Consider the following 24,026-nt stretch of genomic DNA (forward strand, 5'->3'; position numbering starts at 1 on the left):
ATCGGTCTTTTCTAGCAGTTAAGGCCGTTTTTTTTATTTTAAAAAGTAACTATAAAAAGAAAATAAAATGAAAATAATTCAATACAACGATAAACCTTTAGCACACTATTCTTACGCTATAATTAGCGATAATATGATGGCCTTGGTAGATCCATCTCGCGATCCAAAACCATATTATAAATTAGCAGAACAGCATAATGCTAAAATCGTAGCGGTTTTCGAAACGCATCCACACGCAGACTTTGTAAGTAGCCATTTGCAAATTCATAAGGAAACAGGAGCAGATATTTTTGTTAGTAAATTGGTTGGTGCTAATTATCCTCACAAAACTTTTGATGATGGAGATACATATAATTTAGGAACAACTGTGTTTTCCGCCATTAATACACCAGGACATTCACCAGATAGCATTACAATTATCGCTCAGAACAATGATGATTATGCAATGTTTTCTGGAGATACCTTATTTATTGGTGATGTAGGTAGACCAGATTTGCGCGAAAAAGCTGGGAATATGAAAGCTAAGCGAGAAGAGTTAGCCAAAAGCATGTATCAGACCATGCAAACAAAATTCAACCATTTGCCAGATAATACCATAGTCTATCCTGCTCATGGTGCAGGTTCATTATGTGGAAAGAATATGAGTACTGATGCTTCAAGTACATTAGGTAGAGAGCGACAAGAAAATTGGGCATTCAAAAATTTAACTGAGGATGAATTCGTAGATCATATTTTAAAAGATCAACCATTTATTCCTTCGTACTTTGGATTTAATGTAGACATTAATAAAACTGGAGCAGATAATTATGAAGCTAATATCGCACAACCATATTTCCATTTTAGAGTAGAAGATTTTGATAGTGATTCTTTGATTATTGATGTGAGAAATCAAGACGATTTTAAAAAGAATCACATTGCAGGAAGTATAAATGTTATAGCCGAAACCGAAAATGATAAACTAGAAACTTGGTTAGGTTCTATAGTACAACCTGAAGAACAATTCTACGTAGTTTTAAATTCAGTAGAAGACAAAGACGGAATTCTACACCGAATTGCAAAAATTGGTTACGAAAAACAACTTCTAGGTTTAATAACTTTGGGTGATTCAAATTTTGAATCTACAGATAAAATTGACTTAGAGGATTTTAAAAGTCATCCAGACCATTATACCATAATAGACATTAGAAATAAAAGTGAAGTAGAAGAGGGTAAAATCTTCGATAGTGCCATTTCTATCCCACTAAATGAATTAAGAGATTCTGAAGAGGATATTCCTACAGATAAGCCTATTGTGGTGCATTGTGCAGGAGGATACCGAAGTGCTGCCGGAAGTAGTATAGTTTCTAACTTAAAGAAAAATATTAAAGTATACGATTTAAGTGAAGCAGTATCCAATTTTAAATAGCACTATTTCCGAAAAATGTTAAAATTTCAATTATGTAATATTTATTACAGATTACATCTAAAGTCAATCGTATTTTTGTTTTAAATTCACAATTATGGATACCGAAATCCTTGCCAGAATCCAATTTGCCTTCACAGTAGCTTTTCATTATATCTATCCACCTTTAAGTATTGGTATAGGTTTAATCATGGTGATTTTTGAAGGCTTATACCTAAAAACAGGTAAAAAACAGTATGAAATTTTAACACGTTTTTGGTTGAAAATATTCGCCATAACCTTTGGTATTGGTGTTGCAACCGGAATCATCATGGAGTTTGAATTTGGTACTAACTGGTCTGTATATTCCAAATATGTAGGAGATATTTTTGGTAGTGCTTTAGCTGCAGAAGGTTTATTTGCTTTCGGTCTTGAAAGTACCTTTCTAGGGATTTTAATTTTCGGTTGGAATCGTGTGTCACCAAAAGTACATTTCATTTCAACTATAGGTGTATTTCTGGGATCTATGTTCTCTGCGGTTTGGATTGTGGTAGCTAACAGCTGGCAACAAACACCAGCTGGATATCATATTGTTGGTGAAGGATTAACTGCTAGGGCAGAAGTCACCGATTTTTGGGCTATGGTCTTTAATCCTTCGAGTGTAGATAGAATTATTCATGTATGGCAAGGCGCATTTTTAGCTGGTGCTTTTATGGTATTGAGTGTACATGCGTATTATTTATTGAAAGGACGATATGTAGAAATCTCTAAAAAAGCCTTTAAAATCTCATTGTTGGTGGCAACAATTATATCACTAACACAATTAGTTTCAGGACATAGTTCTGCAGATGGTGTAGCTGTTAATCAACCTGCAAAATTAGCAGCTATGGAAGGGCATTATGATAAATCTTCAGCAGCTGATTTGTATTTATTTGGTTGGGTAGATGACGAATCACAAAAAGTTACCGGATTAGGTATTCCTGGTGGTTTATCGTTTTTGGTACATCAAGATTTTGAAGAGCCAATACAAGGTTTAAATGCATTTCCAAAAGATGAAATTCCAACACAAGTTAATGCAGTATTTCAGTTTTATCATATCATGATTTCTATTGGTATGTTTTTAATAGGATTAACCCTTTACGCTTCTTATTTATGGTGGCGTGGAAAGTTGTTCGATAAAAAATGGTTACTTAAAATATTTGCATTTTCGGTGTTATTACCTCAAATAGCAAATCAAGTTGGTTGGTTTGCTGCCGAAATGGGTAGACAACCTTGGGTAGTTTATGGTCACTTAAAAACAAGTGAAGCTTTTTCTCAAGAAGTCTCTGCAAATCAAATTTTATTCTCTTTAATCTTGTTTTTAGTGGTATATGCAATATTATTTTTACTGTTTCTTTATTCTTTAAATAAAAAGATAAAACACGGACCATATAATGAAGCTGAAAACCCAGATGAATTTTTAAAATACACTTAATAGCAGTACTATGGAAACATTTTTAGGTATAGATTATCCAACATTATGGTATTTAGTTGTAGGCTTGTTATTTTCGGGTTATGCTATTTTAGAAGGTTTTGATTATGGTGCTGGTGCATGGCATTTATTTTTAAGAAAAGACTTAAGTAGGCGTATTGCTATTAATGCCATTGGTCCGCTTTGGGATGCTAACCAAGTGTGGTTAATTATAGGTGGAGGTGCATTATTTGCAGGATTTCCAGTAATGTATGCCACTATGTTATCAGCAATGTATATTCCATTCATGCTGTTTTTAATGCTATTGGTGTTGCGCTCTGCTGCCATAAAATTTAGAAGTGCAGAAGAAATGAAATGGTGGCGAAAAACTTGGGATATTATCTATTTTGTATCCAATACCTTAATCGGATTTCTTCTTGGTGTTGTTTTGGGTAATGTGTTACAAGGCTTTGAGCTTCATGAAAATTTTGAATATAAAGGAGGTATTTTCTTTTCGTTTTTAAATCCTTATGCCTTGATGGTAGGATTTACCACCTTATCTATTTTTATGACACAAGGTGCTATTTTTCTACTATTAAAAACTGAAGGTAGACTACATGACAGATTGTCCTTTTTACTTAAAAAAGGTATGATATTCTTTATTATAAGTTTTGCCATTACATCTTTATACACGCTAACATTTCTACATGGCGTAACCGATAAATTTAAAGAGCAACCTGTATTTTTTGTTTTGCCCATTTTGGCGTTTTTAGCAGTAGCAAATGTGCCAAGGTTGGTCTCTAAGAAGAAGTATTCGCATGCTTTGATATTTTCATCATTGATTATGGCATTTTTATTAATGCTGGTAGCATTTCAGTTATATCCAGTATTGTTACCTTCTACAATTAGTCCAGAGTATAGTGTTACTATTTATAATGCAGCTTCTTCTCAGAAATCTTTAGGCATTATGTTAACCATTGTACTAATAGGCGCTCCACTTTTGGCAGGATACTTTTTATTTTTATATAAAACATTTCATGGTAAAGTGAAACTAGACGATACCAGTTATTAAGGTATGAGCAATAACTGTTTTTATGAAAAGAGCACCTATTAAGGTGCTTTTTTTATGTAACAATTGTAACCATCTAGAAGTTGAATTGGCTTTAACTTTGATTCATATAGAAAAATATCATGTCAAAAATAGTTGTTTTAGGAGCCGGAATTTCAGGGCATGTAGCAGCGTCTCACTTAAGACGAAAGCTATCAAAGGAGCACGAAGTTGTTGTAGTATCGCCTAACAGTAATTATCAATGGATACCATCTAATATTTGGGTTGGTATTGGTAGAATGAAATCTAAACAAGTACTTTTTCCTTTGGCACCTTTATACAAGAAAAAAGGAATTACATATAAACAGGCTAAAGCAATTACTTTTCATCCGGAAGGAGATGCAAAGGAGTCAAAACCTTATGTACTGTCGGAGTATGTATTTGGTGATAAAAAAGGAACAACTGAGAAAATAACCTATGATTATTTAATAAATGCTACTGGTCCTAAACTAAATTTTGAAGCGACCGAAGGATTAATTCCAGGAGAAAATAAAGTGTATTCTGTTTGTACTTATGGTCATGCAGAGCATGCATGGGAAGGTTTAAACGCAGTAATTCAAAAACTAAAATCAGGAGAAAAAGCTAAAATTCTTATCGGTACTGGACACGGAAAAGCAACATGTCAAGGCGCTGCTTTTGAATACATTCTCAATGTAGAGCAAGAACTAAGACGTCATGATGTAAGAGATAATGCTGAAATTACGTGGATATCTAATGAATATCATTTAGGAGACTTTGGTATGGATGGTATGCTAATGAGTTATCATGGCATGACCATGAAGTCTAGTGAAATGGTAGAAATGATTTTTGAGGATCGAGGCATAAAATGGATTTTAGGAGCAGGTGTTAATAAAATTGAAGATGGAATTGCGCATTACGAAAATCTTGACGGTGAGTTTAAAAACGAAACCTATGATTTTGCAATGTTAATTCCTGCATTTTCAGGTCATGGTTTTAAAGCTTATGATAAAAATAATAATGACATTACAGAAAAGTTGTTTAAAGGCTTTATGATTGTGGATGCTGATTATTCTTCAAAACCATATGAAGAATGGACTGTACAAGATTGGCCAGAAACCTATCAAAATCCAAACTATAAAAACATTTTTGCACCAGGTATAGCATTTGCACCTCCACATGCTATATCCCAACCAAGACAGAGTAAAAATGGTACAGCCATTTCTCCGTCGCCACCTCGTACAGGTATGCCATCTGGTATTACTGCAAAATTAGTGGCAGATAATATTATTGATAGTATAAAATCTGGTAAAGAGTCACTGCACCACAAAGGTAGTTTAGGAAACATGGGAGCAGCTTGTATCGCTTCTGCAGGTTATGGAATGACACAAGGTAGTGGAGTAAGTATTACAACGTATCCGATTGTGCCAGATTATAAGAAATATCCAAAAACACAAGGGCGACAATTAGGGAAAACCTTTGGAGAGATTGGCTTGGCAGGTCATTGGCTAAAATTGGCATTGCATTATGCCTTTATATACAAAGCAAAAATGCGTCCATTTTGGTGGTTGATTCCTGAATAAAAAATTAAAAATTATGACACAAAGAATTTCAAAATATCAGCGTTTTAAAATGATGAATCCTATTTTACAGTTTTTTAAATTCATTTATTTGAGTATTAAAATAATGATTGTTGTTGCAGGAGGACATGGTGGAACGCGAAAGGTCGACTAGTTTGGTTAACTAGTTTTTTTGGTTAGTGTTAAGAAGCATCTTTTTTTAAAGGTGCTTCTTGCTTTAGTAACCTTTGTTACTAAGTAAAACTAAAGCTCGCCTTAATTTTGAAATAAATTAAAATGCAACATGTATAAACTAAAATATCTAATCACTTTCATTTGTATAGGTTTTATATCTAGTTATAATGCTCAGGAAATACAACCTATTTCTAAAGAAGAAGTATTAAATAGGGTTTCAGAGGCAAATCAACAGATAAAGATTTCGGTTGAAGCTTTTAATGAGGCCAAAGCAGATTACAGACAGACCAATGCTGTGTTTTTACCAAACATTAGTGTGTCTCATACTGCAATAGCTACAACAAATCCATTAATGGCATTTGGATCTAAGCTAAATCAAGAGATTGTAACTCAAGCAGATTTTAATCCAGATGCGTTAAACAATCCTAGTCAAATTCAAAATTATGCTACGGTTTTTGAGTTTCAGCAACCCTTAATTAATATGGATGGGTTTTACCAACGTAAAGCCGCGAAGTATAAAATGGAAGCCATGGCTTTGCAAACAGACAGAGTTAAGGATTATGTGAATTTTGAAGTCGAAAATGCCTATATGCAATTGCAATTGGCATATAAGGCTGTGGCTGTATTAGAAAAAGCGTTAGAAGCAACAGAGGCAAATTTAAAATTGGCACAAAACAGTTTTGACCAAGGCTATTTGCAAAGATCTGATGTGCTTTTGGTTGAAGTGAGAGTAACAGAGGTAAAGAATCAATTACAAACAGCAAGGAGTAATGTAAAAAACGCTTCAAACTACTTATCATTTTTAATGAATGATACTTCAGATGTCGTTTTAAAACCTCAGGACTCTCTGCAGTTGGAAACGACCGTTTTAGAAACGGATAAAAGTCTTAATGAAGAACGCGCTGACATAAAAGCGATGCAATTAGCAGCCAATTCAAGAGAAACTATGTACAAGTCAGATAAAATGACATTTCTACCAACATTGAATGCCTTTGGTAGTTATCAATTGTATGACGATAGTTTATTTCAGTTTGGTGCTGATGGTTATTTGGTTGGTGCCGAATTAAAATGGAACATCCTTCAAGGTACCAAACGTTTTGGAAAAGCCAAAAAATCTAAGGCTACTCTAGAAAAATCAAAATTAGAGTATCAGCAATATGTTTCCAAAAGTCAATTAGAACTGAATAAAACTAAGCGATTACTTCAGGATATGGAAAGTAAACTAGAGTTATCAAAATTAGCCATGGAGCAATCTAAAGAAGCTTTAAGAATTAGAACAAACCGATTTAAAGAAGGCTTAGAAAAAACAACAGATTTGCTTATTGCAGAAACACAATTTGCACAAAAAGAACTCGAATATTACCAAACCATTTTTGAATATAATAGCACAAAAGCGTATTTAAATTTTTTAACCATAAACTAAAATGAAGACATTATCTATACATAAATTATTTGCCGTTATCACTTTACTAGGATTGTTAAGTTGTGGTAGCGAAGACAAAAAAGCAGTTGCAGACAACTCGCCAGCTATTCCAGTAAAAGTAGCACAGGTTAGCGACAATAATGACAGTCCATTTTTAGCGGTAAGCGGAAAAATTCAAGCCGAAAACAGTGCTAATTTAAGTACAAGAATGATGGGTTACGTCAATAACGTACCTGTAAATGTTGGCGATAAAGTAAGCAAAGGACAATTGTTAGTAGCAATTAATAATGCTGATTTACTAGCGCAAAAGGCTCAGGTAAATGCAAATATTACAAAAGCTACAGCAGCTTTTAATAACGCTAAAAAAGATTACGAGCGTTTTAAGTCGCTATTTGCTCAAAACAGTGCCTCTCAAAAAGAAATGGATGATATGACAGCCAATTACGAGATGGCAAAAGCAGGTCTTGAAGCTGCAAAACAAATGAAAAACGAAATTAATGCACAATTTGCTTATACCAATATTACAGCACCTTTTAGCGGAGTTGTTACAAGCAAAAATGTAAAAAAAGGAGACATGGCAAATCCAGGTCTGCCTTTAATTTCAATAGAAGCACCAGGCGATTTTGAAGTGGTTGCAATGGTTCCAGAAACCGAAATTTCAGAAATAAAAAAAGATTCAAAAGTAAGTGTAAATGTAAAATCTATTAACCAAACTATTTCTGGAAAAGTAACCGAAGTAAGTACATCTGCAGCACAAACAGGCGGACAATATTTAGTGAAAATAGCATTAGATAAAACCGATGCAAAAATTCTATCAGGTATGTTCACAACGGTACAATTTCCTGTAGAGAGAAAAGCTGAAACTTCAACGGTTTTAATACCAAAAGCAGCTATTGTAAACAACGGTCAATTAAGTGGAGTTTATACGGTAAGCCAAAGTAATACAGCCATTTTGCGTTGGCTGCGTTTAGGTAGAGCATTTGGAAATGAAGTGGAAGTATTATCTGGTTTAAATGCCAATGAAAGTTATATCGTTTCAGCTGAAGGAAAGTTGTATAACGGAGCAAAAATCAATATTCAATAAGCAATCGCGGTAAGCATTAACAAGAAATTCAAGAAAAAATGAAAGAAGGTTTAGCAGGAAAAATTGCCAAAGTCTTTATGACATCCAAGCTTACAGTGCTTTTAATGATTGTTTTTATGGTCATTGGTGTGTACAGCTCGTTTCTAATTCCTCGTGAAGAAGAGCCGCAAATAGATGTGCCTATGGCAGACATTTTTGTTGGTTATCCTGGCGCAAGTCCAACCGAGGTCGAGTCTAGAGTGATCAAGCCTTTAGAGCAATTAATTTCGAATATAAAAGGTGTGGAATATGTGTATTCTACATCTATGAAAGAGCAGGGAATGGTCATCGTTCAGTTTTATGTGGGTGAAGATATTGAGCGTTCTTTTGTGAAATTATACAACGAAATCAATAAGCATATGGATCAAATGCCGGAAGGCGTAACGTTTCCGTTAGTAAAAACACGTGCTATTGATGATGTGCCAATGTTAGGATTGACGTTATGGAGTGAGAATTATGACGATTTCCAATTAGGGCAAATGGCTCAAGAATTAGAAGCCGAAATTAAAAAAGTGAATGACGTAGCCATTACGCACAAAATAGGTGGAAGAGAACGTCAAATACGTGTCGTTTTAGATAAAGACAAATTAGCGAGTGCAGGCTTAGACTTTTTATCAGTTTCTAAAATGATTAAAGCCAACAACGCTCAATTAAATAGCGGAACTTTTGATAAAAATGATACCGAATTTGTTGTAAACACTGGTAAGTTTTTAGAATCGATGACCGATGTTGAAAATTTAGTCGTTGGTGTTCAGAAAAATCAGCCAATTTATTTAAAGCAAGTGGCGAAAATTATAGATGGTCCAGAAGTGCCACAAAATTACGTTAGTCTTGGTTTTGGTCAAGCTAGCGAAAAAGCGAGCGATTATAAATCAGAATATCCAGCTGTAACTATTTCTGTAGCCAAACGTAAAGGTGCAGACGCGATGAAAATTGCAGATGTCATTATTGATAAAGTAGAGCATTTACGTAAAACTTTAATACCTGATGATGTTCACGTAGAAATTACTAGAAACTATGGTGAAACAGCGTCTCATAAAGTGTCAGAATTACTATTGCATCTTATTGGTTCTATCATCGCAGTAACATTTGTTGTGATGTTGGCAATGGGTTGGCGTGGTGGATTGGTCGTGTTTTTATCGGTGCCAATTACATTCGCATTAACGCTGTTAAGCTACTATATGTTGGATTATACACTTAACCGAATTACCTTGTTTGCGTTAGTATTTGTAACTGGTATTGTGGTAGATGATTCCATTATCATTGCCGAAAATATGCATAGGCATTTTAAAATGAAACGCTTACCATTTAAACAAGCAGCTTTATATGCCATTAACGAAGTAGGTAATCCAACTATTTTGGCAACATTCACTGTAATTGCTTCGGTATTGCCTATGGCGTTTGTGTCTGGATTAATGGGACCATATATGGCGCCAATGCCAATCGGAGCGTCTATTGCGATGATATTATCATTATTTGTTGCCTTAACTATTACACCATATTTAGGTTATATTTTCTTGCGTGAAAAAGACAAGAAAGGCGTAGCAGAAAAGCCTAAGAAGCCATTAGAAGACACTAAAATTTACAAATTCTACGAAAAATTTGAACGTCCGTTAATTGAAAGTTCTTCAAAACGTTGGTTGTTTTTAGGATTGACTTTCATCTTGCTAATGGGAACAATGGTGATGTTTTTTACCAATTCGGTAGTTGTAAAAATGTTACCGTTTGATAACAAAAACGAATTTCAGGTAGTGATTGATATGCCAGAAGGGACAACCTTAGAGCGAACAGCAGTTGTTGCTCAAGAAATTTCGCAATACCTATCAACGCGACCAGAAGTGGTTAACTATCAAAATTATATTGGGACTTCGGCGCCAATTACTTTTAATGGTTTAGTACGTCATTATGATTTACGCGGTGGAAGCAATATGGCAGATATACAAGTGAATTTAATTGATAAAGGAGAGCGAAGTACGCAATCTCACGATATTGCAAAATTATTACGTCCCGAAATTCAAAAGATAGCTTCAAAATATAATGCGAATGTTAAGGTTGTTGAAGTACCACCAGGTCCACCAGTATTATCAACTTTAGTGGCTGAAATTTACGGTCCTGATTATGATAAGCAAATGGAGATTGCTAACGAAGTTCAAAACATTTTAAATAACACAGAAGATGTTGTTGATGTGGATTGGATGGTAGAAGCAGATCAAAAAGAATTTCAATTCACTATAGACAAAGAAAAAGCAATGCTTTACGGTGTAGCACCAAAGCAAATTGCATACACGATGAATATGGCATTATCAAACAGACCGTTAACCGTTTTATATGACGAAGATGCTGTAAATCAAATCGGTTTAGTATTGGCTTTAGATGAAAAGGAAAAGTCAACTATTCAAGATATTTCACAGCTAAAAGTGAAATCGCAACAAGGTAACTTAGTTCCGATTGTAGACTTGGTTGATATTACTGAAACTACAAGTGCGAAAAGCATTTACCGTAAAAATCAAAAGCGTGTGGTTTATGTGTTAGCTGATATGGCTGGTAAATTAGAAAGTCCAGCGTATGTTATTTTAGGAATGGAAGAGAAGCTAAAAGCAATTCCATTACCACAAGGTTACGAGATTAACGAAATGTATTTAGGACAGCCAGAATTTGAAGATGATTACACCGTAAAATGGGATGGAGAATGGCAAATTACCTTGGAAGTATTTAGAGATTTAGGAATAGCCTTTTTAGGAGCAATTGCTTTAATCTACATCTTAATTGTAGGTTGGTTCCAAAACTTTAAAGCACCAATAGTGATGATGGTTGCCATACCATTATCTATGATTGGAATTATTCTAGGTCACTGGTTAATGGGCGCATTTTTTACAGCAACATCATTTATTGGTATGATTGCTTTGGCGGGAATTATGGTTCGTAATTCGGTATTACTCATCGATTTTATCAATTTAAGATTAGAAGAAGGCGTGCCATTAAAACAAGCTGCAATAGAAGCAGGAGCAGTGCGTACAACACCAATTTTATTAACTGCTGGAACAGTAGTCATAGGTGCATTCGTCATCTTGTTTGACCCAATTTTTCAAGGATTAGCTATTTCGTTAATGGGAGGAACTATCGTTTCGACTGTATTAACCTTATTAGTTGTGCCTTTAGTGTATTATATGATAGAACGTAAAAATCACGAATAAAAAAAGTCACTTCGAGTGATTGCGAAGAATGATCAATTATATGGAGAAGTTGAATAAGTTCTCGATACAATTTCAACAAGTTGAAATCACTCGAACTGACGGAAAATATAAATAATATGAAATTAGTTATTGTAACAGCAGTAGAAGAGTTTCAAAATGAAGTTTTGAAATTATTCAAAAGTGCCAATATAGATAGTTTTAGTACGTCAGATATAGATGGCTATAAAAACATTCCAAACTTGTTGGCAACATCGAGTTGGTTTCCTAGTGTTAAGGGAGGGAGCGAGTCTCATATGTTTTTCTCATTTACCGAAGAAGAGCAGATAGAGCGTTTATTTCATCTTATTGCAGAATTTAATTCAAAAATTGAAACTAATAATCCTATCAGAGGAGTTGTATTACCTATTGAAAAATATATTTAAAAATTAATTATGAAAAATAGAATAGTTAGAGGTATAGCAGGAACATTTATTTTAATCAGTTTGTTATTAGCTATATACGTCAATCAAAATTGGCTATGGTTTACCGCTTTTGTAGGCGCTAATTTATTACAGTCATCTTTAACCAAATGGTGCTTAATGGATACGATTTTGGAAAAGCTAGGTGTAAAAAATTAGTTAAAGTCTGTAACATATTGATAAAGTTTGCGTCACATTAGTGTAAATAAATTAATATTATGGAATCGAATTATCATACACTCAAACGTTCAGACAATCAATTATTGGTTATTACGCATTTATCTCAAATGCTTACATATATTACAGGCTTTGGTGGATTAATAGTTCCACTAATTATTTGGGCAACACAGAAAGATAGGGTAGATGGCATGGATGATCATGGTAAGGCTATAATAAACTTTCAATTGAGTATGATAATCTACTTTTTCTTAAGTATTATTTTAATTCCTGTATTTTTTATAGGACTTTTACCTCTTATGTTAGTATGTGTTTTATCATTTGTAATGCCAATCATAAATGCAATAAAAGCTAGTAATGGAGAATTACCTAGCTATCCATTATCTCTTAGTTTTATTAGTTAGTTAGCATTTCTGAAATAATTCAGAATCAAAGAGATAGTAGAAGAACGCTCACAGAAATGTGGGCGTTTTTGTTTATTTAGAAAAAAAAATAGCACTTACAGAAAAATACATTAGAGATTATGTGCTTTAATCTTAAGTTTGTTTCTTGGTAAGCATGTATTGGTATTTTAAATATATAATCTTTTTCTGTTTTGGACTTTTGTTGCAAGCGCAAAACCCTGTTTTTGTGCATATGTCTACAGTTTCTAACCTTCCAGATGTAGAATTTTATGATATTGCAGAAGATAACCAAAACTACATTTGGTTAGCTGCAAACAAAGGATTATATCGCTACGACGGAAAAACTTATAAGCAGTTTACACATCCTGAGCAAAAATCTAACTCACTTTTTCAGTTAAAATTTGATACAAAAGATCGCCTTTGGTGCAACAATATTTATGGACAGTTATTTTATGTTGAAAATAATCGTTTACAGCTATTCTACGACGCAAGCCAATTAGTAAATGGGCAATTAGCACAATTTGAAATTTTAGAAAACAGCATTAGGTTATTTACCGTAATTGGGATTTTCGACATAAATAAAACCACCAAACAAGTTACCGAAGTCTTCAAAGGTATGTGTATTACCAATGTTAGAGACCACGATAGTAATTACACGTTTATTATTAATTTTGAAGGCGAATTAAAGCGTCACCGATTATATAAATTCGGTAAGAAAAAAAGCACCAAAATACTTGAAATAACAAGTGCCAATCGTATACAATCGCCAAAACTATTTGCTTTTAAAAACGATGTATTTTTGATTCACAATAATGCAAAAGGAAATGTGCTTTATGTCATTGACAAAGCAGAAAATACATCAAAAAAAGTAGCAATACCGTTTCGATTACAAAACGAAACCATCTACAATATTTTAAATTTTGATAACGAATATTGGTTTTTAACTAGTTCTGGAATTTTTGTTTATGAATTTGAAAATGAGTTGTTTATGTTTAAAGAACAACTTTTTAGTACCGAATCTGTTACCGATGTTCAAATAGATTTTAACAACAATTATTGGTTTATTACGCTAGATAATGGAGTGTTTGTATCACCTAATTTAAATATTCGTCGTGTAGAATTATCAACTATTGAATCTAAAATTACAGCTTCTTTAGCGTTACAAAATAATCATTTTGTATTAGGAACCAATGACGGAAAATTACTCTTCTATAACCAAAATCAACTTTTAAAAACGCTACAATTACCAGGTAAAAAGATAATTGGTAAATTATATTTTGATGCTGAAAAAGAGCAATTAATTGTTAGTATAAATGCTTCAGAATCTTTTGTAATCGATTTAAAAACCGATAAAATTACCGATGTTAAAAACCGATTTTCTGTTGCAAAAACATTTTCAAAAATTAATGACAGCACCTTGTTTTATGGTAATTACCGTCAAGCTATTGTGTATAAAAAAGCGTTTAATAATTCTGAAAAACAAATCCTGAAGGAAAGTCGTGTAAAGGCTTCTGTTGTTTCGGGTAACGCGTTGTTTGTGTCTTATATCGACGGACTTTACAAATACAATTGTAATACCTTTTCTTCTGAAGAAATTCAATACAATTCAGCCAGTTTATTAGTAAATGCCATCGCAAATACTAACGGAACCATTTGGTTAGCAACGCAGCATAACGGTTTACTAAAATACGAGCAAAACACATTACAACCTTCTGGAATTAAACTTCCTGAAAATCTTCAAATCAACACCATTTTGTCCGATGGTTGGTTACTGTGGATAGGAACCGATTCGGGCTTATTTCAATATCACACCAAAACTAATGAGCTTAAATCGTTAAGCGCTCAAGATGGCTTGAATACTGCAGTAAATAGCCTTTTGGTGTTACAAAATCAGTTGGTCGTCGTTTTACCTAATGGTTTTTACACTTTGCCAAAACAAAACGGTTTGTTTAAGAGTTTTAAAACGGCAAAGGTAAGGGTAGAAGCGGTATCGATTAACGATCGAGATACTTTGGTAACAAGAAGTTATAAATTGCCTCATCATTTAAATAAAATAGGTTTAAAATTCAATTCTAACGGATTTCAATCTAACCAGCATGTCAATTACCAATATCGTGTACAAGAAATAGATTCTAGTTGGCAAAACATACCTTTAAATACGCACTTTGTTAACTTTAATAGTTTATCAAGCGGCACATATACTTTCGAGTTAAAAGCGCAAAATATTAGTGCTAAAAATCCTGTTTTTGCAGTACCAATAACCTTTGTTATTGCTAAACCATTTTGGGAAACCTATTGGTTTTACGCATTGGTTTTATTAACTGTTTTTGGATTGATCTGGCTATATTTTAGATGGCGATTACAACAAAAAGAAGCACAACGCATTGCTGAAGTTGATAAAATTTTAATCGATAAAAAAATAACGAATTTAAGGTTAGAAAATCTGCGTTCGCAAATGAATCCGCATTTCATTTTTAATGCTTTAAATTCTATTCAAGATTATATCATTTCTAACGAAAAGGAATTGGCAAGCTCGTATTTAGTGAAGTTTAGCCGATTAATCCGCATGTATTTAGATTACAGTCAGCAAAACGAAATTACTTTAGAAGAAGAACTAAACGCTTTAAAACTGTATTTAGAATTAGAAAAAGTGCGTTTTGAAGATGAATTGGAATATACTATTTCGGTTGATAATCAATTGAAAACAAAACAGATAAAAGTACCGTCATTATTCATTCAACCGTACGTTGAAAATGCTTTAAAACACGGATTACTACACAAATTAAACGACCGAAAACTACATATTGAAGCGAAAATTATTCAGCAAAATAAATTAGAAATTACGGTTGAAGATAACGGAATTGGTCGCGCACAATCCGAAAAATTAAAACGACCAAACCAACAGCACAAACCGTTTGCTACTAAAGCTAACGAGGAACGTGTGCATCTATATAAAAACAAATTAAAACGTGATATAACCATAACTACCATCGATTTGTATGACGAAAACAACGTAGCTGCAGGTACAAAAGTGGTCATCACCATGCCAATACATTAAGATATGAAAGCGATAATTATAGACGACGAAAAACGCGCCAGACATTTACTATCAAACTTGCTTACCGAACATTGCGCAAGCATCACAAGCATTGAAGAAGCGCAAGATTTGGCATCTGGTGTAGATTTGATTAAAACCAGTAAACCAGATGTTGTTTTTTTAGATATTGAAATGCCAAATCAGTCAGGATTAGACATTTTAGAATACTTTCCAAATCAGATTGATTTTAAAATCATTTTCGTAACGGCGTACAACCAATATGCGATTGAAGCTTTCAAATTATCTGCTGTAGATTACCTATTAAAACCAGTTGATACAACCGAGTTAAAAGAAGCTGTAACAAAAGCTGAAGAAGCGATAAAAACCAACAATTTAAACGACCAGCTTAACAAGTTACGAGACTCGTTAAAGCAACTCTCAATGGATAAAATTGCTTTAGAAATCCCAAAAGGCATCATGTTCGCATCGCATAATGATATCGTATATTTTGAAGCCGATGGTATGTATACCAACGTACAACTTATGGATGGTAAACAAAAAACCATTTGCAAGCCATTAAAGCATTTTGTTGAGCAATTAGAACGTAACGCGATGTTTTTTAAATGTCATCGTTCGTATTTAATCAACTTAAAATATGTTGATGAATTAGTTAAGGATGATGGCGATTATTTATTAATGAACAATCAAAAACGCATTCCAATTTCAAAATCGAAACGCGATCAGTTTTTAGAAGTGATTAAGGAAACTTTTATGTAATTTTCATTTAGAAAGAAATTAGAGCTATTCAGAAAAAAGCAAATTGAAAACCTAATATGTAGTAGTTGTTTTGTAGTTGAAAATAAAAATAAATCTCAACTACAATGAAAAAAACATTACTCTTATTTACAACCTATTTATGTTTGGGTGTGTCTGCAATTTTTGCTCAAAATGTAAATATACCAGATGCTAATTTTAAGGCGTATCTCGTAGGAAATGCATCAATTAATACCAATAGCGATAATGAAATTTCTGTCGCAGAAGCTCAGGCTTTCACTGGTGAATTATTAATTAATGGGTTGTCAATTTCAGATTTAACAGGTATTGAAGCCTTTGTAAATATTACACGTTTAGATTGTTACAGCAATAATTTAACGTCTTTAGATGTAAGTAATAACCTTGCATTAACGCGTTTACACTGTGCTGCTAATCAAATTGAAACATTAGATATTAGTGCAAATTCATTAATTACAGATATTCAATGTCATAACAATGGTGTGTTAAATCAGTTAAATATTGCAAATGGTAACAACGTCAACATTAATTGGATGAAAGCATATGGTAATAGTTTATCGTGCATTCAAATAGATGCTGGTATTACACCACCTGCAGAAGCTGGTCTTTATAGTCAAGGGTGGACCAAAGGTAATTCTGCATTTTATAGCGACGATTGTGCCGCCTTAAATCAAATTGTAAACATTCCTGATACAAATTTTAAAAGTTTTTTAGTAAACGATAGCAGTATCAATTTAAATAACGATTCTGAAATTACAGTGGCTGAGGCACAAGCTACAACCGAGTTAATTATGAATGGTATTGGTATTGCAGACTTAACAGGTATTGAGGCTTTTACTAATTTAACACGTTTAGACGTGCCTAATAACAGCTTAACAACTATAGATGTTAGCAACAACTTATCCCTAACACGTTTGCATGTTGCTGCTAATAACTTAACAAGTTTAGATATTCGTTTAAATACAAGTATTAACGAAATTTTCTGCTACAATAATAGTCAGTTAGAAACTTTGTTAATTTCAAACGGAAATAATAGTAATTTCAATTACATGAAAGCTTATAGTAACCCAAGTTTATACTGTATTGAGGTTGATAACGGGTTTTCGCCACCAGCAAACAGTGGTCAGTATGTAGTAGGCTGGACAAAAGATAGTCAAGCAAGTTATAGTGTAAATTGTATTCCTTCTGTATACTTCGTAGATGCTAATGCAACAGGAGCAAATGATGGTAGCTCATGGGCTGATGCTTATACAAATTTAGGAGATGCTTTACCTAATACTAGTTTAAACGATGTTATTTGGGTTGCAAAAGGAACCTATACTTTAGTTGATAAAAACACGCCATTAACTGTTAATACAAATGAAGTTGATATTATTGGAGGTTTTTCTGGAACAGAGACAACTTTAGCAGACAGAGATTTAGCTTTAATACATACTACTAATGCAACAATTTTTACTGGAGATATTAATGGTGATGATATTGAAGGTGATTTCACTTCTAACAAAACAGATAATGCAGAGCGTTTATTTGAAGTTAGAGCTCATGATGTCACTTTTGATGGTATTGTGTTTGAAAACATTTACGATACATCTACATCTGGAGGTGTTGAAGAAAACGGCGTAATCTTTATTCCTAATAGTTCAAGTATTAATAACTTAAAAATTAAAAATTCGGTATTCAGAAGTAATTATTCTAATGGTTATTTACTTAAAATGAGAACATTAAACGGAGGCTTACTTATTGAAAACACCAAGTTTATTAATAACACCATTGTTAATAGGGGATTGGTTTATGTGCAGTCTGATAGTACAAACGGCTATATTTTTACACGTTGGGCTAACGTTTTAGTGGCTGATAACGATATTAATGTTGCGGCCTTAGATATTTACAGATCAGATTGGAATAACGGAAACACTTTAGATGTTGTAATTAATAATAGTACGTTTGTTAATAACGACTATAATAGTACTCATGGTAATTCAATTGTGGCATCAGGAAACGGAAGTGTTAATTTAAATGTTTATAATTCTATCTTTTGGGAGAATACAGTTAATGGAGCAGCAGCAACCAGAGATATTTCCAACGGAGCTGAAACTAATTATGATGTTGTTATAGCAAATACCATCGCAGCTGTACCCAATAATGCTGGAACTTACGGTACATTTTCTGCAACCAATGTTACGACTTTAGATCCTGTAAATGATAACTTAAATTTAGATAGTGACTATAAACCAACAGCAAGTTCTTCTTATATCATAGATCAAGGAGATAATACTTACTTCGATGTGGCTTTATTTGGCGATTTAGATTTATCAGGTAATACAAGATTTTTTAACACTACGATAGATTTAGGATCTTACGAGTACAATTCTACATTAGGAATTGATGCTATTTCTTTAACTACAAATTCAGTAAAGCTATACCCAAATCCTGTAAGTGATAGGTTATTTATTAAGTCTACAGAGCAAATTGAAAGTGTATCTATTTACAATATTAACGGTCAGCTTGTAAAGCAAGCTATTGAAACTACAAATGGTATTGATGTATCTGTATTACCTTCAGGAGTATACATGATTCAAATCAACACCTCTAACAATTCTATTAATCAGAAGTTCCTTAAGGACTAGGTTGATGCTACTTCAACTTGATTTAGCGCTCACTTTGTGGGCGCTTTTTTTAAAAAGAAACTATTCAAAACAAAAACTATGAAATATTTAAAAACAATCACATTTGCACTGCTTATAATTTTATTAACTTCTTGTTCATCAGATGATGATTCCAATACTTCAGAAAGTAAATTCATTAAAGTAGGTGAATCTTCTTTTGAGATGAAAGCAGCAGTCGTAGAGCCGTCATTTAATTCTGTTTTTTTAAGTTTAACAAACAGTACTGAGGCAGAAATATCAGCTTCATTTGAAGGTACGACACTTAATAATGTAGATTATTTTTTAGCAAGGATTAATCATTTTGATCTTACTCCAGGAGAAACTTACGGTCTAGATGAGATTTCAAGTGTAGAATTTATTGTTAATGGAGATGTTATTAATTCTGAATTTGAAAACGGTTTCAGTCAATTTTATAAAAGTGGAAGTAACTTTGATTTAGAAGTTGCTTCTGGCAGTATTACTGTTATAGATTATACAGTAGATTCTATTAATTTGTCGTTTTCCTTCACAAGAAATGATGGTACAGAAATTTCGGGTCTATATGTAGGAAGCTTTTTATATATAACTCCGGGAGATGAATAAGTCGTTCTAAAAACAAGAATTTTAAGGTTCATCCGTTTATGATGAACCTTTTTTTTGAATAAAAAAAAGCTCACTATTACAGTGAGCTTTTAAATAAGTAAATATTTGAGAAATAGCAATATTATTATAAGCTTAGTTATTTAGCATTACAGGCATTACTAGCATAGTTACATGCTCACCTTCATCTAACCCATCAACCGGAGTTAAAATACCAGCTCTGTTTGGTAAGCTCATTTCTAACTGAACATCATCAGAGCTTAAGTTATTAATCATTTCTGTTAAGAAGCGAGAGTTAAAACCAATTTGCATATCGTCGCCTTGGTAGTCGCATGTTAATCGTTCTTCTGCTTTGTTGCTATAATCAACATCTTCGGCAGAGATATTTAACTCAGCACCAGCAATTTTTAAACGAATTTGATGTGTTGTTTTGTTAGAGAAAATACTAACACGACGAACAGAATTTAAGAATTGTGTTCTTGCAATAACTAGTTTGTTAGGATTCTCTTTAGGAATCACAGCTTCGTAGTTTGGATATTTACCATCTATTAATCGACAAATTAACACCGAATTATCAAAAGTAAACTTAGCGTTAGATTCGTTATACTCTACTAAAACATCTTCATCATTTCCTGCTAAAATTCCTTTTAAAAGATTTAAAGGTTTTTTAGGCATTATAAATTCAGCAGACTCTGTTGCACTGACGTCATCTCTAGTATATTTCACCAATTTATGAGCATCTGTAGCTACAAAGGTTAAATTGTCTTGAGAGAACTGAAAAAAGACACCACTCATTACAGGTCTTAAATCGTCATTACCTGCAGCAAAAATAGTTTTGCTAATTGCTGTAGCTAATATATCTCCCATTATGGTTGTTTTGCTTGCATCTTCTACAGAAACAGCATTTGGGAATTCAGCACCATCAGCATAAGCTAAAGCATATTTACCATGATTAGAACTGATTTCTACAGTATTGTTTTCTTCTACAACAAACGTCAATGGTTGCTCAGGAAACGTTTTTAACGTGTCTAATAATAAACGCGCAGGTAAAGCAATGCTACCTTCAGAATCACTCTCTACATCGATTGTAGAAGACATTGTTGTTTCTAAATCACTAGCCGAAATCGTAAGTTTCGATTGGCTTAATTCAAATAAGAAATTATCTAAAATAGGTAACGTGTTACTGTTATTAATAACACCTCCTAATACCTGAAGTTGTTTGAGTAAATATGTACTTGAAACTATAAATTTCATGCTAATAATTTAAAATTTTATCAATTATAACGTATCCTACAAATATATCTTAATCGTATAGATTTGTAAAACAAACTTATTAACAAATTCTAGGTGTATTTCTTCTTTCTAAAGAAGTTAAAAGCCAAACCAAAAACAGCAAGTAGTGCCAATGGTAATGCAATGTTTAGGAGTTGCCAAGTACTGCTTTCTTCCTTTGTTTTATCTTCATCAAGGTAAGCAACGCTAATTTCTTTGGCTCTAATGTTTATAAGTCCGGTATCGTCTAAAAGGTAATTGACGGTATTAAGTAAGAATTCTTTATTACCATATAGAAAACCTCTGTAATCTACACCTAGTTCTAAAGGTCTTCTTTGTCTAACGTCATTTTTTATAACATCACCATCAGAAATAACCACCATTTTTGTAGGTGAACTTTTAGACTTAAAATTTTTCACTTTAAAAGGCAATACACGTTGATCATAAACAGAAGTAAATTCACCCTCTAATAAAACAGCTAAGTTTTGTGGACCAGAATTATATAAACTCTCATCAGGAGATTTTGTAACGTCATTTAGAGATATACCAGTTGGTACGCCTTCTAATCTAGATTTAGGGGAACTTTGAAGCAATATTGTTTTATTGACATCATTTTTAAGCGTGTCCATAGGACTTGCAAAATCGTAGCGTACTAATTCTAAATTTTTGGTAATAGGATGCTTTTGATTTGACGAGGCCAATGGTGCATATTGCCATTGAATGGGTTGTAATTGTGCTTGGCTTCCTTCACCTATAGCCAACATAATTGGAGCAGAGAAGAGGTCTTTTACCAAACTAGGATTTACCCTTACACCATATTTAAAGAAAAAGTCATTAAGATTAAGGTCTCTCATAATGGAGACACTAGAGTTTGTGGCATTTCGCAAACTATCTTCATCCATTATTACAGACTCAGTAAGCCATAAACTCTTTCCGCCTCTCATGGTATACTGATCGAGCACCAGTTTTTCTTCTTCTGAAAAGGCTTGTGTTGGTTTAGCAACAACAATTAAATCGTATTGTTTAAGCTTATCTAAAGTTCCTTGTGGGTTTGTAGCAACACTATCTAATGTAAAAGGTGCAATTTTATAGTAAGATTGTGTTGTTTGAAGAAAATCCGCAAGGTTTAAATCAGCGAGTTCACCATTACCTTTTAGTACAGCAATAGTCTTGGATTTTGAATTTACGAGTTTATTAAAAGCATCAGCAAACGCATATTCAAGCCCTTGTACAGAGTTGTTTATCTGCTCGGATAACTCTTGAGTAATACTCTTTTTTAATAATGGAATTTTAACTGTTTGATCTCCATAGCTTGCAAATGCCCAAGGGAAAATTATTTCTTGAGTAACTTTACCTGTGCTATTATCTGTGTTAATATAAGGTTCTAATCCAGAGCGTGTAAGTTCATCAATAATTTGTTCTCTGGTAGATTCATCCTCAATAGGATTGATATAGTTAACTTTTATATTATTGGTTTTGAGTTGAAATTCTTCAATGATTTGTTTTGTCTCGGTTTGAAGTAATCTAAATTCTGAAGGAAATTCACCTTCTAAAAAAACATCAATTATTAATGGAGAATCTATATTATCTATAATAGTATTTGTGGCATCAGATAATGTGTAGCGCTTGTCTTTGGTTAAATCGTATCGACCATAAAGTTTGCTCGATATAGCATTTACTAAAACGAGCCCAACTAACACAACGAGTATGTAAATTAAAGTTTTATTCTTTTTCATTGCTCTCGTAGGTTATTTCTTCTTGATAATGTCTTAACTCAGTGACCTTATCATTCTTAAAAATGATTTCTACACATTCTCTTTCACTATTAAAAGCACCAGGTTCAATGCCTAATCCGTAATTCCATTTATTGTTGTCATGATCTTTTATACTGTCATCCCAAGACAACCATTCGTATTTTCCTAAAAGGGAAGTAATTTTGGTTTTAGAAGCACCAATAAGTGTGTCAGATTCTATAGTGTTGTCAATCATTTCGTAGCGTAAGGCTGGTTTTTCAATCCATGCTTCACTATCAAAATACTTTTGATGATGGTAATTGCTAACAATATTTACAAAAGGATAAAACATATAGAAATACACAAAAGGTGTTAAAACCAAGCTGATTAATCCTGTTAACCATTTGCGTTTGTCTACAGTATTCAAAAACAAAAAGAGTAGTGCAAAGACTACTATCATAAATATGACTAAAAAGGGTGTTATAATCATTGTTTCTGAATTCTAAGTTTTGTAAATAATAAAAACGCTAAAGCTATACTTATAAAATATACCAAATCTCTTGTGTCAATAACACCACGACTCATACTGTTGTAATGCGCAGACATTCCAAGATTTTCCATATATACTAAATCACCAAATACATTATAGTTTGAAAGCCCTTCAAATCCAAAGTACATAAAGAAACAGATAAATACAGCAATAATAAATGCAACAATTTGATTATCTGAAAGGGTAGACGCAAACACTCCAATGGCTGTATAAGCAGCGACAAGGAACAGTAGACCAAAGTAAGATCCAATAGTGCTTCCCATATCTAAATTACCTTCTGGGCTACCTAATTGGTAAACTGAATAAACATAGAGTAGAGTTGGTATTAATGCTAAGATAATAAGGACAAAAGCACCAAAATATTTGCCCAACACAATCTGAAAATGAGAAATAGGCTTGGTAACTAATAACTCTAAAGTACCTTGCTTTTTTTCATCACTAAAACTACGCATCGTTACAGCAGGAACTAAAAAGATAAGAATCCAAGGTGCTAATAAAAAGAACGAGGATAAGCTTGCGATACCATTATTAAAAATATTGAAATCACCTTTAAACACCCATAAAAACAAACCGTTTAATAATAAAAACACACCAATAACCAAATAGCCAATTGGTGAGGCAAAGAAGGTGTTTATTTCTTTTTTTAAGATTGCTAGCATTTTTAATTGAATATTTGATCATTCATGTTTAAAACGATAATTATTGCAAAAATATGTAAAACTAGAACTAAAATTTTCCATTTCAATTTATTGTCAATAATTAATGAGTATATGGGAAATTGAAGAAGACCTATTGATATAGCCAGCCAATTTATATTTTTATTAAGTATAGCTATAATCATGCTATAAGGGAATAAATATTTCATCGGTAAATAAGTACCATGTCCACCGCCAGCTAAAAATATTACGAAACCAAAAGCAATGAATGTAACCACTAAGGATAAAACTATTTTTACTAATAAACTCAA

Annotated in this window: 20 protein-coding genes; 15 read left to right on the forward strand and 5 right to left on the reverse strand. The window is 33.0% G+C overall.

Translation table 11 applies throughout. The annotated features are described in order from the left end of the window. Positions 1-67: 67 nt before the first annotated feature. The 15 genes from V1468_RS11550 to V1468_RS11620 all read left to right on the forward strand — a co-directional run bounded on the left by V1468_RS11550 (position 68) and on the right by V1468_RS11620 (position 19,507). Positions 68-1,405 carry an MBL fold metallo-hydrolase gene (locus tag V1468_RS11550; protein ID WP_331810389.1) on the forward strand — a complete coding sequence of 446 codons (1,338 nt, stop codon included), beginning with the start codon at positions 68-70 and terminating at the stop codon, positions 1,403-1,405. A gap of 94 nt (positions 1,406-1,499) precedes the next feature. Further along, positions 1,500-2,855: a cytochrome ubiquinol oxidase subunit I gene (locus tag V1468_RS11555; protein WP_331810390.1), complete on the forward strand. Its 1,356-nt coding sequence runs from the start codon at positions 1,500-1,502 to the stop codon at positions 2,853-2,855. A gap of 10 nt (positions 2,856-2,865) precedes the next feature. After that, on the forward strand, positions 2,866-3,903 hold the full coding sequence (gene cydB, locus V1468_RS11560) for a cytochrome d ubiquinol oxidase subunit II (RefSeq protein WP_331810391.1): 1,038 nt from the start codon (positions 2,866-2,868) through the stop codon (positions 3,901-3,903). Between the two features lie 119 nt (positions 3,904-4,022). Further along, complete coding sequence (locus V1468_RS11565) at positions 4,023-5,480, forward strand: NAD(P)/FAD-dependent oxidoreductase (RefSeq protein WP_331810392.1); 1,458 nt, start codon at positions 4,023-4,025, stop codon at positions 5,478-5,480. 13 nt (positions 5,481-5,493) lie between these two features. After that, positions 5,494-5,631, forward strand: coding sequence for a hypothetical protein (locus tag V1468_RS11570; RefSeq protein WP_171032517.1), 138 nt, complete (start codon positions 5,494-5,496; stop codon positions 5,629-5,631). A 129-nt stretch (positions 5,632-5,760) separates the two neighbouring features. Further along, the gene (locus V1468_RS11575) at positions 5,761-7,074 is read left to right on the forward strand and encodes a TolC family protein (protein WP_331810393.1); all 1,314 of its coding nucleotides are present in this window, start codon (positions 5,761-5,763) and stop codon (positions 7,072-7,074) included. Position 7,075: 1 nt separating this feature from the next. Further along, the gene (locus V1468_RS11580; RefSeq protein ID WP_331810394.1) at positions 7,076-8,158 is read left to right on the forward strand and encodes an efflux RND transporter periplasmic adaptor subunit; all 1,083 of its coding nucleotides are present in this window, start codon (positions 7,076-7,078) and stop codon (positions 8,156-8,158) included. A gap of 38 nt (positions 8,159-8,196) precedes the next feature. Then, positions 8,197-11,391, forward strand: a complete 3,195-nt coding sequence (locus tag V1468_RS11585; protein WP_331810395.1) for an efflux RND transporter permease subunit — start codon at positions 8,197-8,199, stop codon at positions 11,389-11,391. 116 nt (positions 11,392-11,507) lie between these two features. Beyond that, complete coding sequence (locus V1468_RS11590; RefSeq protein WP_331810396.1) at positions 11,508-11,813, forward strand: hypothetical protein; 306 nt, start codon at positions 11,508-11,510, stop codon at positions 11,811-11,813. 9 nt (positions 11,814-11,822) lie between these two features. Then, positions 11,823-12,008 (forward strand): YgaP family membrane protein, encoded by a 186-nt coding sequence (locus V1468_RS11595; protein WP_331810397.1) that lies wholly within the window; start codon positions 11,823-11,825, stop codon positions 12,006-12,008. Positions 12,009-12,067: 59 nt separating this feature from the next. Further along, positions 12,068-12,430, forward strand: a complete 363-nt coding sequence (locus V1468_RS11600; RefSeq protein ID WP_331810398.1) for a DUF4870 domain-containing protein — start codon at positions 12,068-12,070, stop codon at positions 12,428-12,430. A 232-nt stretch (positions 12,431-12,662) separates the two neighbouring features. Continuing rightward, the gene (locus tag V1468_RS11605; RefSeq protein WP_331810399.1) at positions 12,663-15,488 is read left to right on the forward strand and encodes a sensor histidine kinase; all 2,826 of its coding nucleotides are present in this window, start codon (positions 12,663-12,665) and stop codon (positions 15,486-15,488) included. Between the two features lie 3 nt (positions 15,489-15,491). Then, positions 15,492-16,244: a LytR/AlgR family response regulator transcription factor gene (locus V1468_RS11610; protein WP_331810400.1), complete on the forward strand. Its 753-nt coding sequence runs from the start codon at positions 15,492-15,494 to the stop codon at positions 16,242-16,244. A 104-nt stretch (positions 16,245-16,348) separates the two neighbouring features. Further along, positions 16,349-18,886 (forward strand): T9SS type A sorting domain-containing protein, encoded by a 2,538-nt coding sequence (locus V1468_RS11615; RefSeq protein ID WP_331810401.1) that lies wholly within the window; start codon positions 16,349-16,351, stop codon positions 18,884-18,886. Between the two features lie 78 nt (positions 18,887-18,964). Then, positions 18,965-19,507, forward strand: a complete 543-nt coding sequence (locus V1468_RS11620; RefSeq protein WP_331810402.1) for a hypothetical protein — start codon at positions 18,965-18,967, stop codon at positions 19,505-19,507. 132 nt (positions 19,508-19,639) lie between these two features. Here the strand turns inward: V1468_RS11620 and dnaN are convergent, their stop codons facing one another. From dnaN to V1468_RS11645, 5 genes are all read right to left on the reverse strand, one after another. Continuing rightward, the gene (gene dnaN, locus V1468_RS11625; RefSeq protein ID WP_331810403.1) at positions 19,640-20,758 is read right to left on the reverse strand and encodes a DNA polymerase III subunit beta; all 1,119 of its coding nucleotides are present in this window, start codon (positions 20,756-20,758) and stop codon (positions 19,640-19,642) included. Between the two features lie 89 nt (positions 20,759-20,847). Further along, complete coding sequence (gene gldG, locus V1468_RS11630) at positions 20,848-22,512, reverse strand: gliding motility-associated ABC transporter substrate-binding protein GldG (RefSeq protein WP_331810404.1); 1,665 nt, start codon at positions 22,510-22,512, stop codon at positions 20,848-20,850. Continuing rightward, positions 22,499-22,969, reverse strand: coding sequence for a hypothetical protein (locus V1468_RS11635; RefSeq protein ID WP_331810405.1), 471 nt, complete (start codon positions 22,967-22,969; stop codon positions 22,499-22,501). The genes gldG and V1468_RS11635 overlap by 14 nt, the downstream gene beginning before the upstream one ends. Positions 22,970-22,995: 26 nt before the next feature. Continuing rightward, positions 22,996-23,718 (reverse strand): gliding motility-associated ABC transporter permease subunit GldF, encoded by a 723-nt coding sequence (gene gldF / locus V1468_RS11640; protein WP_331810406.1) that lies wholly within the window; start codon positions 23,716-23,718, stop codon positions 22,996-22,998. A 2-nt stretch (positions 23,719-23,720) separates the two neighbouring features. Continuing rightward, a complete protein-coding gene (locus V1468_RS11645; RefSeq protein ID WP_331810407.1) occupies positions 23,721-24,026 on the reverse strand; it encodes a hypothetical protein in 306 nt (101 codons plus the stop codon).

Origin of the sequence: Winogradskyella poriferorum, from assembly GCF_036553625.1 — a bacterium.
GTDB classification, from domain to species: Bacteria; Bacteroidota; Bacteroidia; order Flavobacteriales; family Flavobacteriaceae; genus Winogradskyella; species Winogradskyella poriferorum.

Excerpts from the sequence above, each read along its gene's own strand:
- V1468_RS11550 (WP_331810389.1), top strand. The coding sequence starts at position 68 with ATGAAAATAATTCAATACAACGATAAACCTTTAGCACACTATTCTTAC.
- V1468_RS11555 (WP_331810390.1), top strand. The coding sequence starts at position 1,500 with ATGGATACCGAAATCCTTGCCAGAATCCAATTTGCCTTCACAGTAGCT.
- cydB (WP_331810391.1), top strand. The coding sequence starts at position 2,866 with ATGGAAACATTTTTAGGTATAGATTATCCAACATTATGGTATTTAGTT.
- V1468_RS11565 (WP_331810392.1), top strand. The coding sequence starts at position 4,023 with ATGTCAAAAATAGTTGTTTTAGGAGCCGGAATTTCAGGGCATGTAGCA.
- V1468_RS11570 (WP_171032517.1), top strand. The coding sequence starts at position 5,494 with ATGACACAAAGAATTTCAAAATATCAGCGTTTTAAAATGATGAATCCT.
- V1468_RS11575 (WP_331810393.1), top strand. The coding sequence starts at position 5,761 with ATGTATAAACTAAAATATCTAATCACTTTCATTTGTATAGGTTTTATA.
- V1468_RS11580 (WP_331810394.1), top strand. The coding sequence starts at position 7,076 with ATGAAGACATTATCTATACATAAATTATTTGCCGTTATCACTTTACTA.
- V1468_RS11585 (WP_331810395.1), top strand. The coding sequence starts at position 8,197 with ATGAAAGAAGGTTTAGCAGGAAAAATTGCCAAAGTCTTTATGACATCC.
- V1468_RS11590 (WP_331810396.1), top strand. The coding sequence starts at position 11,508 with ATGAAATTAGTTATTGTAACAGCAGTAGAAGAGTTTCAAAATGAAGTT.
- V1468_RS11595 (WP_331810397.1), top strand. The coding sequence starts at position 11,823 with ATGAAAAATAGAATAGTTAGAGGTATAGCAGGAACATTTATTTTAATC.
- V1468_RS11600 (WP_331810398.1), top strand. The coding sequence starts at position 12,068 with ATGGAATCGAATTATCATACACTCAAACGTTCAGACAATCAATTATTG.
- V1468_RS11605 (WP_331810399.1), top strand. The coding sequence starts at position 12,663 with ATGTCTACAGTTTCTAACCTTCCAGATGTAGAATTTTATGATATTGCA.
- V1468_RS11610 (WP_331810400.1), top strand. The coding sequence starts at position 15,492 with ATGAAAGCGATAATTATAGACGACGAAAAACGCGCCAGACATTTACTA.
- V1468_RS11615 (WP_331810401.1), top strand. The coding sequence starts at position 16,349 with ATGAAAAAAACATTACTCTTATTTACAACCTATTTATGTTTGGGTGTG.
- V1468_RS11620 (WP_331810402.1), top strand. The coding sequence starts at position 18,965 with ATGAAATATTTAAAAACAATCACATTTGCACTGCTTATAATTTTATTA.
- dnaN (WP_331810403.1), bottom strand. The coding sequence starts at position 20,758 with ATGAAATTTATAGTTTCAAGTACATATTTACTCAAACAACTTCAGGTA.
- gldG (WP_331810404.1), bottom strand. The coding sequence starts at position 22,512 with ATGAAAAAGAATAAAACTTTAATTTACATACTCGTTGTGTTAGTTGGG.
- V1468_RS11635 (WP_331810405.1), bottom strand. The coding sequence starts at position 22,969 with ATGATAGTAGTCTTTGCACTACTCTTTTTGTTTTTGAATACTGTAGAC.
- gldF (WP_331810406.1), bottom strand. The coding sequence starts at position 23,718 with ATGCTAGCAATCTTAAAAAAAGAAATAAACACCTTCTTTGCCTCACCA.